The organism is Singulisphaera rosea (assembly GCF_054877945.1).
Genome location: NZ_JBTYIP020000006.1, coordinates 407,551 through 420,048, shown reverse-complemented (window position 1 = coordinate 420,048; position 12,498 = coordinate 407,551). Strand labels below are relative to the sequence as shown.

9 protein-coding genes are annotated in these 12,498 nt (G+C 62.4%); 1 reads left to right on the top strand and 8 read right to left on the bottom strand.

The genetic code is table 11. From position 1 onward, the window contains the following. Nucleotides 1–345: 345 nt before the first annotated feature. Together ACYOEI_RS14440 and ACYOEI_RS14435 are read right to left on the bottom strand one after the other, a co-directional pair. Nucleotides 346–2,133 carry a hypothetical protein gene (locus ACYOEI_RS14440; protein WP_462850207.1) on the bottom strand — a complete coding sequence of 596 codons (1,788 nt, stop codon included), beginning with the start codon at nt 2,131–2,133 and terminating at the stop codon, nt 346–348. 541 nt (nt 2,134–2,674) lie between these two features. Next, nucleotides 2,675–3,307 carry a TetR/AcrR family transcriptional regulator gene (locus ACYOEI_RS14435; RefSeq protein ID WP_462850206.1) on the bottom strand — a complete coding sequence of 211 codons (633 nt, stop codon included), beginning with the start codon at nt 3,305–3,307 and terminating at the stop codon, nt 2,675–2,677. Nucleotides 3,308–3,538: 231 nt separating this feature from the next. Between ACYOEI_RS14435 and ACYOEI_RS14430 the strand changes: the two genes are divergently transcribed. Further along, entirely contained in the window at nt 3,539–4,378 is an 840-nt protein-coding gene (locus ACYOEI_RS14430) for a class I SAM-dependent methyltransferase (protein ID WP_462850205.1), read from the top strand. A gap of 223 nt (nt 4,379–4,601) precedes the next feature. Here the strand turns inward: ACYOEI_RS14430 and ACYOEI_RS14425 are convergent, their stop codons facing one another. The 6 genes from ACYOEI_RS14425 to ACYOEI_RS14400 form a co-directional block, all read right to left on the bottom strand. Continuing rightward, nucleotides 4,602–4,826 carry a hypothetical protein gene (locus tag ACYOEI_RS14425; RefSeq protein ID WP_462850204.1) on the bottom strand — a complete coding sequence of 75 codons (225 nt, stop codon included), beginning with the start codon at nt 4,824–4,826 and terminating at the stop codon, nt 4,602–4,604. A gap of 303 nt (nt 4,827–5,129) precedes the next feature. After that, entirely contained in the window at nt 5,130–6,662 is a 1,533-nt protein-coding gene (locus ACYOEI_RS14420) for a serine hydrolase domain-containing protein (RefSeq protein WP_462850203.1), read from the bottom strand. Between the two features lie 422 nt (nt 6,663–7,084). After that, nucleotides 7,085–8,395: a DNA/RNA non-specific endonuclease gene (locus tag ACYOEI_RS14415; RefSeq protein WP_462850202.1), complete on the bottom strand. Its 1,311-nt coding sequence runs from the start codon at nt 8,393–8,395 to the stop codon at nt 7,085–7,087. Nucleotides 8,396–8,713: 318 nt separating this feature from the next. Next, a complete protein-coding gene (locus ACYOEI_RS14410; RefSeq protein ID WP_462850201.1) occupies nt 8,714–9,004 on the bottom strand; it encodes a PAAR domain-containing protein in 291 nt (96 codons plus the stop codon). 4 nt (nt 9,005–9,008) lie between these two features. Next, nucleotides 9,009–9,689, bottom strand: a complete 681-nt coding sequence (locus ACYOEI_RS14405) for a DUF6931 family protein (RefSeq protein ID WP_462850200.1) — start codon at nt 9,687–9,689, stop codon at nt 9,009–9,011. A 58-nt stretch (nt 9,690–9,747) separates the two neighbouring features. Then, the gene (locus ACYOEI_RS14400) at nt 9,748–11,916 is read right to left on the bottom strand and encodes a type VI secretion system Vgr family protein (RefSeq protein WP_462850199.1); all 2,169 of its coding nucleotides are present in this window, start codon (nt 11,914–11,916) and stop codon (nt 9,748–9,750) included. Between the last annotated feature and the right edge of the window lie 582 nt (nt 11,917–12,498).

Here is a 12,498-nt window from a genome sequence, read left to right as displayed (position 1 = left end):
CGCCCGTGTGGTCCACGGTCTGCGGAGTGGCGTAGCGAAGTCATGAGATGAAGAGCCAGATGCGTTTGACGCGCACGTCTGGATCTGTGGGGGGCCTGGGTGGGCGACTACCCAGGTCTACCCGGCCCAAGCACGATGTGGTGGTTCGGAGGGCACGTTCCGAGGCCTGTAAGAGCCTAACCACACGCCGAATCCGTTTCGGCGAGTGTGACGGTGTTATCCCTATCCCTCGTCCGATAAATAATCCGAGCCGGTGCCCGACAGGTTTCCGCCAAGTACCTGATGACCGGTACTTGGTCACCAGGTACAACGCCTGAAATGGCTCGATCATCGGACGCACGACCGTCACTCCGTCGGCACTGAGACTGCGTGGAGGATGGCTTTGTCAGCATCGTCCTGGACGAACGCGACGACCGATAGATGCTTGAGCTCGATCTCAGACAACAGGTTGGGGGATGGTCGCTGAGTGGCATCGTGTGCATATTTCGTCAGTTGTTGCTTGAGATTGGCAAGATTCACGATGAGTGTCATCTGCCCGTCGCCCGCCGAGAGGTCTTTGCCCTCGATCCCGCCGGGAAAAGCGCGGACGACGTGGTGATGGAATCGAAGGCGATTGCCGCCGACGTAATGCACGGCCTCTTCGGTAAGGGCCAAACGAAGGCGGGGCTTGGAGTGGGACGGCTCGTTCGCCAACGGCTTCTTGTCTTTGAGCGGATCTCCACCGGCCGCGGGGCTGGCCTTGGTCAAAGGCGACTTGCGGTCCACCTTGGCCTGGACTTGGATCTCGATCTGATCGCCGCGGCGGGTGGCGGAGAGATGAATCGACGCATCTTGCTCGGACTCAAGCCGTTCGTCGATGGCTCGGCGAAACTCTTTATACTTTTGCTCCGAGGCCTTCATGGGGCCGCCACCGCCTGCCAGTGATCGACCGTTGAAGAACGTGGAAGGGGTGCCTTGCACTTCCTCGGCGTAGTACTCCATCCGGCCCTGGGAGTCGCCGTTGGTGAGCGGGTCGGGTCCAGGAATGTTCAGATGGTATTGAAGACCGATCACCTGGCTCGGGGCGTATGACTTGAATAGTGCGTCGAAGCCGACGTCGGCGGCCACGCAGGGCGCGCACTCGGCGCCTGTGAAAAGCTCCATCACGACCACGCGGTCGGCCTTGGCGTTCTTGCGGCCTTCATACTTACCCGGCGTGAACGGGGGCACCGTCTTATGGTATTCCTCATCAAGCTGGGCCTCGAACTCGGCCCGGCGGGCCTCGGCGGCCGTAGCCACGTTGGACTCGCCAGCCAACCGGGCGGACCGGGCAACCATGCCAGCGAACGTCGACCTGGTCTCCTTGCTGGCATCGGCCGCGAGGATTTGCTCGGCCTTTTGGGCCAACTTCAACGTCTGCTCGGCATAAGGCTTGGCGCCGGCCAGAGCCTTGAGAGCCTTGATCCGCACCGAATTCGACCACTCCACGCCGTAGGGTTCGGCCTCGTTCTCCCAGCGATCGACGATCGCCTTCACGTCGTTGACGCTCAGACCGTTCGCCTCGGCCGTCGCAAGCAACTCGGAATAGAAGAGGTGGCATGCCGGTTGGCCTGAGTTACTGTCAATGGCATCGCGGGCCTTCTTGACCTTGGATTTCGGATCCGGGTCCCGCATCATACTCGCGTAGGCACGGGTGATGGGGGTTTGCTTGATCTGGGCCAAGGTGGTGTCTTTGACCTTCTCAAGCCGGGCGGGATTCGTCTCGCCCCGGAATGTGAGATTGCCCAAGACCTTGCCGACGTTCGGCCCCTCCTTGACCAGCTTTCCCCGGAAAATGTCGACGCTATCGGGGCACGTGATCCCGATTGTCACCGAATCCCCCTCGACCTTCAGCGGGTCGAGCTTCACCCCCGACAAGGCTCCAAACAAGTGCTTCTGTGCAGAGACGATACTGCCCGCGGGCTTGTCCACATTGGGATCGAGCTTGACCACGGCGAATTCATGATCGCCGTGGGTCAGGACGATCAGTTTCCAAGTACCGTCCAGCCCTGTCGATGGCGTGTCCTGAGCCGCCATGCCGTGCCCCCCGACGAAGGCTCCTGCCACGAGGCCCGTGATCGCGACCACACTATAAATCCACCATCGCCTTTTCATATCCGAAAGTCCCTACTCAGTAGGAGATCGAGTTTAGATTTGCTTAAATTGGGCCCATGCATGCGATCTCAACTTACAAACGATGGGCCTTTGCGCCAAGGTTTTACCGGTCCGAGGCCGGTGCCAAGTCGAAGGTTCCCGCAACTGGGCTCGACTTCTACTTGGAACCGACCAAGGTCACGATCTATCTCCTGATGATCGGCGACAAGAACACGCAATCCGACGAAACTTAGGTCTGCAAACATTACGTCAATTAAATTAATAGTGATCCAAACAAGTGAAGTTCTGCGGACCATGAGCCAGGGCAGGGATCCAAAGACGACATAGAGGAAGGCCCCGAAAACCCGGCTTGAGGATTTAGAGGTCGGGAAATCCTACGAAAATGTCGAGGAGATGATCGATAGGCGAAAGGACATGCAATGCGAAGAACTGATACGCTTGTGTCGTCCCAAATAATTGGGCTTTCAATCGATAAATGCAACCCTATACCTACCGAAGAGATACGCATTTCGCCTCCGCTAACCTCTGTGGTTGTCACCGCCTAGTTCTTTCCCTTTGCCTGTTCTCTTCCGCTCGTGTTCTCGACTTCGTTTGGCCCCCCAACGTGGCCGAGGACGTGGTCGATCCCGACCCGGGCCTGATCGAGTACTCGAGCTTCTCCGGTCACGACCCAGGCGAAATTCGACCGCAGCAACATCGCGGTGATCTCGAAGACCAACTGGTCGATGTCGATGTCAGGCGGCAGCTCGTCCTCGGCGACGGCCTGAGCCAGTGCCTCGGCGAACTGGCCGAGCCAACGGACTTGCAACAGTTCCATCACTCGGTCACGGGGACGTCCGGGACGCGATGCGAGTTGCACGGAGACGGTCGCGAGGAAGCAGCCGCCCGGAAACACCCGCCGCTCCAGGTGGCCGAGGAACGCCTCGACGAGCGCCCGCACACGCGCGAGGCCCCCGGGCGACTCGCTCGCCGGGCCGACGACGTCCCGGTCGAAGATCTCGGCCGCCGTCTCGATCGTCGCCAGCTCGAGCTCCTCCTTCGACTTGAAATGGGCGTAGAGGCCACTCTTGCTCATGCCGATATGCTGAGCCAACTCGCCGATGGACAGGCCCTCCAGGCCGCGCGTGGTCGCGAGGTTTGCCGCGGCGAGCAAGATCAGGCGACGACTCTCCACGCCATCCGCTCTCGGCTTTCGCCCGGGACGCTTCTCCTCGTCCGGTGAACCCGATTTATGACTCCGACCGATCATGCTCGACATCCCAACACATTCTCCACCGCCCGGCTCGCTTCGAAATCCCATCCCGGAGATCGTTGACATTATAGCACGATCGTGCGTACTATCTCGAAGAACGATCGATCGTGCTTTTTATTTTCCTCTCCCAAAGAACCGTTGAGAGTCGAGTGCATGAGTTCCCCAGTCGATACGGCAGGCGGTGTTGATCGAGGTTTCGCCGCGGTGAAAATCCGGCAGCAGAACACCTGGGCGAGCGGAGATTTCTCCGTCGTCGCCTCGCGGATCGTCTTCCAGGCCGAGCACCTGTGCGAGACGGCGGACCTCCAGGCTGGCTGGCGCACTCTCGACGTCGCCACCGGCAGCGGCAATGCCGCGATCGCGGCCGCTCGGCGCGGATGCGAGGCGGTGGGGATCGACTACGTCCCGGCGCTGCTGGAGCGCGGTCGGCTCCGTGCCGCGGCCGAGCACCTTGACGTCGAGTTCCTTGAGGGGGATGCCGAAGATCTCCCCTTTGCGGAGGCGTCCTTCGACGCCGTGACCTCAATCTACGGGGTCATGTTCGCCCCGGACCACCGCCGAGCCGCAGCGGAATTGGCCCGAGTCTGCCGGCCGGGCGGACGCATCGCCCTGGCGAGTTGGACTCCTGACGGGTTTATCGGTGAGACCTTCCGCGTCTTCTCGCGTTACTTGCCCCCCGCGCCCGGCCTGGAGCCTCCGATCCGCTGGGGCGACGAGACCTACCTCGATTCGCTCTTCGGGGACGTCGCCGCCTCCATGACAAGCCACCGCCGCACGGCGATCCTCCGCTTCCGGTCCGTCGAGGAGAACGTCGACTTCTTCCGCACCTACTACGGTCCCACCCTCCGCGCCTTTGAGACTCTGGACCCATCCGGGCAGGAGTCGTTGCGTAACGACCTGCTCGCCTTGGCCCGCCGATACGACCGCAATGGCGGTACGGGACCGATCGCGATCACCGGCGACTATCTCGAGACCGTGATCGACCGCGTGTGACACCACCGTCCCGCCCCGTCGAGACAAGGATACAAACGACTGGCGATGCGACTTTGACGATCGCCTGTGCGTCCTGAAGGCCGAAGCGGGAATTCCAATTGACGTTGACCCGGAAAAATAATTGTCGCCAATCAGTGCTGGGCCGTCATGCCCGCGTGCTGGGCGGCGCCCTGGATCAGCCCGTTGAGCGTGAAACGCTTGTTGATCTCATCGCGAAGCTCGCTCACGGGCGCGAGATGGCCTTCGGCTCCGGCGTCGGCCGCGTGGCAGGCCAGTCCGGGTTGAACGGGTCCAGCTTGCGCTCGGGCGGCGCCTTCTCGGGCGCGGGCGCCTCCTTGGGCTTCGCGGGCGGCGCGACCGGCTCGGTCTGGGGCATGTTCAGGTCCCTCGCTCTCCCGACGTATTTGCCGATCAGGATAACCGGCCGGGCCATGCAAGAGAAACCCACCAGCCAAGCTGACGTTCGGTTGCCGTACGGTCGTCAAAGCGGTGCTCAACCATCACGCTTGGTCCGATCGACCGTCGCCCTTTTCGAAAGTCTTCGCCGGGTGGTCCCAGGCCCGGCCGATCAACCCGTCCCACCATCGCGAAGCTGCCGCGAAGGCTACGTAAACAATTTCAACACCGCGACCAGAATCGCGTGGACAGCGATGACGACCAGGAGTGCATCCAACGAACTGGCGGGGACCGTGTACGACTTGGGTCGGGCCGGCAAGCAAACCGCCGACCCCGGCTATCCCGGGCGATTACATTACTGGGAGCCATCCCGCTCCAAACGAATATAGAATGGATAGAGGTGGTGAATCTGTGATTTGCCGGCAGTGTATGCCCCGATCCTGCCCGACAACACTTGTCCTTCTCTGATCAGATGCAACGTCAGAATCGGAGGGGGCTCCCGTTGAATGTCATCCGATGGCAAATCACCAAGAAAGCCACCGATAAATGACTTACCGTTAACGATGCCCCGGAATGTGGCCTCCTTCAACTTCGCACTGTCGGATTTGCCGTAAGCAATATGCACGTTACCCATAGGTTTGAACGTCAACGTGCAGGGGATCTCGAGGTCCTGAACATGGATGATGCCCTTCCATTTGCCGAGGTAGTCGGCCTGGGCCTCGTAAGGCTTGTAGTTCGCGGTGACGTCCAGCGGTTCCGGGCGGTAGGAAGGTAGGACGACTTTGATGAGTTCGTTGGCCACCCGATCAATCAACTGATTTTTGTCCGCGACGTTCGTGAGCGCCGTCACTGCGAGCTTCTCGCTTGGAATCAACTTGAGGAAGGTGCTCGCTCCCGGCATTCCTCCCTCGTGCCACATCGAATGATAGCCACCATCGTCCGACTGCACGTACCAGCCGAGTGCGTAGGAAGTCGACGGACCAAAGTACGGATGAAAGCGGGCGCTTCCTGCGTTGCTTCTCATTAACTCGGTGTTCTCTTTCGAGAGCACGGGTGCTCGCACTTGATCCGGGCTTAGGTGGAGTGAACTGAACAGCATCAGGTCGTGGGCGCTCGAATACACGTTGCCCGCTCCTGCCAGGTTGTAGTGAACCGCTGGCAGGCGTTTCAGATCACCGTCATAGATCTTGGCGACCTGGACGACTGGATTCTCTGGTGTTGACACGAAGGAATTGGTCATCTGGAGCGGATCAAAGACTTCTTGCTTCATGAAGCTCGCAAAGGACTTCCCGGATTGCTTGGCGATGATGAAGTCAATCAGGCCATAGCCGAGATTTGAATATTCCATCATGCGTCCGACGGGATGAAAAAGAGTGCCGTAGCGGTGGAATGCGGCTTCGAAGCCCGAGACGCTGGCCTCCCTGTCGCCGAAGGCATATTGAAAGTAGGAGCTAAGGCCGGAGCTATGGTTCAACAGATGGCGTAGAGTGACGTCTGACGGATTGCCAGCGAAGGACCGAAACCCGAGCGGCTTGGCGTACTGTTCGGCCGGCTCGTCAAGCTTCACGAGCCCTTTCTGGTGCAGTACCATCAGTCCCGTCGCGGTGATTGGCTTCGACACGGACGCAAGCCGATAGGCTGTGTCGACCGTAGCCGGGACCTTACCCTCAAGGTCTGCATATCCAAATGCACGCTCGTAAACGATCCGCCCTTCCCATGAGAGGGCAACGACCATGGAGGGGATTTCCCGCTTGGCCAGCGCCTGCCGAATCATGACTTCAACTTGTGTGAAATCGTACTGTTTTTGCGTGGCGACTGGTGTTTGACAGCGAGCGGTGGTCGCCTGGAAACAGGCCCAGACCATCACGACGACCCATTTGATGCGCATCCCGGCCCTTCCGTAATCATGGAGGTCAGTTCGCAATCGGCGCGAGTGGGTACGCTCGAAGATCCTCCGAATTCGAGTCCTCACTCGAGGATTCTCAGACGCGGGCTTGAAGACAGTGCTCCAGCGTCCAGCAAGCTGTCGTTCACAACCCTACTACGTTTTGTAGAAGGCTGTCAAGCAAAGACACAGAGGACAGGGAATGGAACCTTGACGATCGATTGTTCGTCGACCTCGAATTCGACGTCCAGCTCGTCCCGAAGGCCGAGGAAGTCCCCGAGTGCCGGCTCGGCTCCGGCCCCTCCGAATAGCGGCGCCTGCCTCGTGCGTTACGCCTGGCTCCGCAGCCGACCGCCCGAATCAGGACGTCGAGGACGCCGCCTTCGCCAGCCAGGCATGAGGACCCCGGTTCTCCCCGGCAAGACTCACTCGATACGGGTCTTGTTCTTGAAGTCGACCTCGATCACCTGGCCCCCTCCGGGAGTCGTGGGAGTGGGCGCGATATCCCTCGCCTCTCGACTCTTCGGGGTGTGGGTGTTGGCGAAAGTCAGGCTGTCGGACGAACGTCGATCGTCCGGGCCGAGCTCCGTCCAGCGCACTTCGCGCATGAACGGGCGGTCCTCGCCCGCTCGGGTGACGTCGGTGACGTTGACCTCGATGTCGACGCCGTCTAAGAGCTTCTTGGCCCAGGAATCCTCAAGGCCCTTGTAGGTCCCGTAGCGGTTGGCGATCCAGTTCTGGGGGGAGAGGTTCTCGGGGCCGCCGGGCGCCCCGAAGCGGTCGCCGATCAGGTGACCGGCGTCGTCGCCCGTGCCGCTGGAGACGCCGCGTTGGGCGGATTGGCTCCGGTGGGTCTGGACGCGGCCGGGGACGCCGAGGGGCCCGCTGCCTTGCTTGTAGGTCTTGCCGTCGCTCAGGTATTCGCGGAACTGGTAGAGGCGGCTGACGTCCGGCAAGCCGGCCTCGGGCCGGATCCTCGGGATCCCACCGCGGCTCAAGGTCAGGCCGACGTCCTTCACGCTGAACTGGTCGCGGGAGCGGTCGTAGTTCCGCAGGAGCCACTCGTGAAGGCCGGCGCTCTCTCGGAATAGCCTCTGCTCCAGCAACGGGGCCAGGATCGGCCTGAGGCGGCCACGGGCGGGCCCGGCGAGTTCGTCGGCCAGGAACGCGACGAAGCCCTGAAGGAAGAGGCTGAAGAAGATGCCGGTGGCGTCGGCCATGAGCCGAGCGGCGGAGTCGACTCCGAGGTGCGAGCCTTGGGACTCCCAGGCCTCTCGGATACCGGCCTCGAAGACCCGGTCGACGGCCCCGACGTGCTCGACGAGCTTGCCGGTGAGGAATCCCATGCCCAGTCGTTCGACCAGGTCCATCGCCATGGGAGACCCGGCGCCGACGCCGATCGACGCCCCCGGCAAGGATCGGAGGCCAAGCTCCAGGTCTTTCGAGGATCCGAGATCCCTCGGGCCGATCACGCCGATGGGCATCAACAGGCGGGCGATCGTGCCCGAGACGACGCGGGAGAAGCCTTCGCTCGTATGTTGGGCGACCGTCTCTTCGAGGTACTCGGACTTGGCCAGTTCCCAGGCCCGAGCGACGGACGCAAGACCCCGCTCAAGTCGGGGGTCGCGAGGCCCGCGCAGCGGGCCGGGGACGCGGCTTCCCTCGGGAGCGGCCCCCCGCGCCGAGGACGGGCGGAAGGGCGAAGGTGGGATCGGGAGTCTCGTCGGCGAGTTCATCACAGCCTCGTCGGTTCAGGACATTGAGAGGGTCTGAGATTCTGTCCCGAAACCTGTTTTTCCTTAAAAAACAGGTTTCTGACACCCTCGACGTCGACAACCCCCTGCCGGGAGATCCTGGATTCCCACAGATCGCCTTTTGTAGGGTGGGCATCGCCCACCGGCATTTCCAAGCCTTGGTGGGCGATGCCCACCCTACAAAGAGCTGGCGCCGACAAATCTTCGCGGAAGGATATCGACTGCCCCGCAGGAACCCGTTCTTTAAGAAAAAAAACAGGTTTCGAGACAGGCAGATTTCCTCATAACATCTGGCCACATTCAACCGATCAGGACGGTGGGAAGCCCCATGACGATGGTCCCGCCGTGGGCGGTCAGGTCGCCCATCCGGGCGGCGGGTTGGCTGCAGATCAGGGTGGTGAAGCTTCCCAGGACTATGACGTCGGGGGGGCCGACGCAGACGGCCATGTCGCCCAGCCTGGCGGCGGGCATGCCCCCGATGAGGACCGTGATCCCCCCCGGGGGGAGGATCGGCCCTCCCACGTGGGGGACGAGGACCGTGATCATCGCACAGACGTGCATGTCGCCGACACGTGCCGCGGGTTGTCCCATCGGTTCAGTCCCAATTGATGACGGGGCGTGGTGGTGGGGCGGCCGACGTGGGTCGCGCCGGGGCCGGCTCGGCCGGCGCTTTGCGGTCTTCGGTCGGGGGGGCTCCCCAGCGGAGCCGCCCTTCGGCCACGCCGAGGCCGAGTTCGAAGAACGCCTGGTATTTCGCCGGGGCCTTCTCGGGCTGAGTCATGACCGCGGCGAGCATCACCGAGCCGGCGACCCCGTGCGCGGTGAGGTGATCGGCCGGGGGGACCGCGGGGACATTGGGCGGGGCGAGGCTCCCGCCGCTCCAGAACGCGGCCATCGCCGCACAGCCGGCCGGGGTCCCGAGCCCGGCCGCCTCGGCCAGAGACATCCCGGCCCGACGATTCTCCTCGGTCGGGTCGGCCACCCAGGCCTCCGCCCCGCGGAGCGCGGCCGTTTGCGGCTCGGGCATTTCGGGGTCCGCGACCTTGCGGGCGCAGAGGCAGGCCCACCAAACCGCCTCGCGTTTCGGCAACGCGTGGGCCAGGAACCGGATCGCGTCGAGCGGCTGCTTCGCATCGATGAGGCGGGTGAGGTACTGCTTCGGGGTCATGTCGGTCTTGAGGAGCGCCTTGGCCTCCTCGCCGAGCGTGACGCGTTCGCAGACCTCGACCGCCTTCGCGGCGGGCACCTGGGCCAGGACTTCACCGCTGCCGCTCATGATCGCGCCTCGTCCTCTCCGCCAAGCCTATCGACTCCCAAGATACGCCCCCTTCCGATCAGTTGATCATCGTGATCCCGCCGCGAGCCTGGAGCATCGCGTCGCCGCTGATCTGGGTCATCGTACCCTTGACCTCGGTCTGGATCTGCCCTTGGACGCTGATCATCATCCCTTTGATCGTCACGCCCATCTGGTCGAGCTTGATGCTGCTCTGGCCGACCTTGAACTCGATCGACTGAAGCGCCTCGGTCGAGCACTTGCCCAGGTTGACCTTGGTCGTCTGGTTGCCCATCTTGATCGTGAGGGAGTCGTTGCCCATATCGACCTGGACGTCGCGATTCCCCATCTTGACCTGGTGGGTGTCGTCGCCCATCGAGACGACCACGGTGCGGTTCCCCTTCTCGATCGTGACCGACTCGTCCCCCTTCTTCACCGACTCAGTCCGATTGTTCTGGACCGTGATCGTCTGGTCGTTCCCGACCTGGAGGTCGTCGTCGTTCTCCACGGACCGATGGAAGTCCTTCTCGGCGTGGAAGTAGACGTCCTCCGACCCCTTCTTGTCCTCGAAGCGGAGCTCATTGAAGTTCTCGGTCGACCCCTGGAGCGAGCTGCGCGACTTGACGCCGCTCTGGGTCTTGTTGTCGGGGAGAGTATACGGGGGCATCATGTCGGCGTTATAAACACTGCCGACGATGATCGGGCGGTCGGGGTCCCCTTCCTCGAAGTCGACGATGACTTCTTGCCCGATCCGGGGAATGTGCACGATCCCCCAATTCTTGCCCGCCCAGGGGGTGCCGACGCGGACCCAGCACGAGCTATTGCCGTCGTTCTTCCCCTCGCGGTCCCAATGGAACTGGACCTTCACCCGGCCATACTTGTCGGTGAAGATCTCCTCTCCGGAGGGGCCGGCGACGACGGCCGTCTGGGTCCCCTGCACCACCGGCTTGGGGGTCTTGCGGACGGGCCGAAAGGTGAGAGCCAAGGGGATGCACGTGAACGTGTTTTGATAGACGAACTCGGGCGAGTTGTCTCCCGACCGGTAGTTGTCGTTCAGCCTGGCCGAGTGGCGGACGCCCGTGATGAGGTAGTTGCCATTCCCGTTGAAATGCCCGTTCAAGGTGAAGGAATAGCCGGTGGTGAACCGCCGGCAGGTCCCGGCCCCCTGGATGATCAGGCTGGCCATGGCCTCCTCCTGCATCCGGAGCTCGACCGTACGCGCATTGTCCTGGAAGATTTTCTGGACGTCCGAGGCCCGCTCCCCGCCGCCCGGGTCGATGCCGTCGAAGCGCTGGGCGTATTCGCCGGGATAGTCGTAGAGCTCGAGCTTGTCGTTGTTGCCGATCTTCAGCTTGTGCGTGATCTGGCCGACCGCGACGCTGTCGATGATCGTCTTGTCGGCATCCAGGTGCTTGTGGGGGAGCTCGAAGCTGTGGTCCCAGAGGGTGTAGCGCCCGGACCGCAGCTCCTGGGTCTTCTCCCAGGTCTGGATCCGTTCTTCGCCGTGGGCCCCCTGCTCGGACCCTTCGAAGATCACGCCCGCCCGGGAGGTCGGCCCGTCCAAGTCGTCGAGGACGTCGTCCGGATTCTCGCGCGCCCTCCGGAGCCGTTCCTCGAGGTCTTCTTCCTCGCCGTCCGAGACCGACACCGGCTGGGGGAGGACGGGGAAGCTCTGGGCCTTGTCGGCGACGACCATCGTGTGGCCGTTATCCGTGTGCAGGAAGAAGTAGAAGATCCCTTCCTCTTCCATCAAACGGCTGACGAAGTTGAAGTCGGTCTCGCGGTATTGCACGCAATAGTCGCGAGGCTCGTATGTCCCTTGCAACTCGTAGGTCACGTCCAGCCCGGCGAGGACCTTCTTGAGGATGTCGGGGACGGACATCTGCTGGAAGATCCGGCTCTGCGCCCTCTTCGTCAGGAACCATGCCTGGGGGACCACGTCCATCTGGTACGAGATGAACGTATTATCCTGCGCCCCCTGGCTGATCCGGCTGCAAATGCCGCTGAAATGCCTCAGCCCACCGTTCAGGAGCGCGAGATGCGCCGTGACCTTCTGGCCCAGCAGCGCCTCGAACGGGATGGCCTTTGTTCTCTCGGCAAGCAGTTCGAGGCGGTATTCGAAGAGATTCGAGATGGCTTCATGCCCGTTCACGCCGACGAGCAGCAGGTCATCCTTACCGAGCGGAGTCGTGACCGTCATGACGCGGTCGGCTTGCAGATACGTCTCCATCGTCGGGTCCCTAAGATTTCCGGATGACTCCGATCACGCGTCGGGCGATCGGCCGATCTTCATTCGAGCCAAAGGCGGGGTTGAAAGCAGCGGGGCCGGCAGGGAGCAGGCGACACGGTCGGTTTCCGAGCACCCCCCGAAACCCCAAATGGCCGATTGGGTCTCGGGCGGGACGGATCAAGATGCCGACTTTTCAATCCCGTGTCACCCATGACCGCCCCTGCCCCTCATTCTACGGGTCGACCCGCCGGTGTGACGGCCCTCGGCCCTTGCTAGTCACGTTCGCAGCCGGGACGTCCGATCAACCAGGAAAGCAACCATGCACGCAATCTAGCGATCCAGCAGACCAGAGTCTGGCCGCCCGGCTTCTCTTACGGCCAGTATCCTCCCGAGTCCGGCGAGTGCAAGGGTTGGCTGGTATCCCCGGGCGTGCGCCTCGGATAGCAGACCCTCGCATCTTTTGAAGACGCATCCTCATCGATACATCCCAATGTCCCTGTCACCAGGCCGGGATGCGGGGCATAGCGTCCTGACCGAAGGGGATCATCCTTGGCCAGGAAGGAAAACCCCCGGAGTCACAAC

What these genes read in the sequence shown, in the direction of transcription:
- ACYOEI_RS14415 (WP_462850202.1), bottom strand. Translation starts at nt 8,395, where the DNA reads ATGAACTCGCCGACGAGACTCCCGATCCCACCTTCGCCCTTCCGCCCG.
- ACYOEI_RS14420 (WP_462850203.1), bottom strand. Translation starts at nt 6,662, where the DNA reads ATGCGCATCAAATGGGTCGTCGTGATGGTCTGGGCCTGTTTCCAGGCG.
- ACYOEI_RS14440 (WP_462850207.1), bottom strand. Translation starts at nt 2,133, where the DNA reads ATGAAAAGGCGATGGTGGATTTATAGTGTGGTCGCGATCACGGGCCTC.
- ACYOEI_RS14405 (WP_462850200.1), bottom strand. Translation starts at nt 9,689, where the DNA reads ATGAGCGGCAGCGGTGAAGTCCTGGCCCAGGTGCCCGCCGCGAAGGCG.
- ACYOEI_RS14410 (WP_462850201.1), bottom strand. Translation starts at nt 9,004, where the DNA reads ATGGGACAACCCGCGGCACGTGTCGGCGACATGCACGTCTGTGCGATG.
- ACYOEI_RS14400 (WP_462850199.1), bottom strand. Translation starts at nt 11,916, where the DNA reads ATGGAGACGTATCTGCAAGCCGACCGCGTCATGACGGTCACGACTCCG.
- ACYOEI_RS14430 (WP_462850205.1), top strand. Translation starts at nt 3,539, where the DNA reads ATGAGTTCCCCAGTCGATACGGCAGGCGGTGTTGATCGAGGTTTCGCC.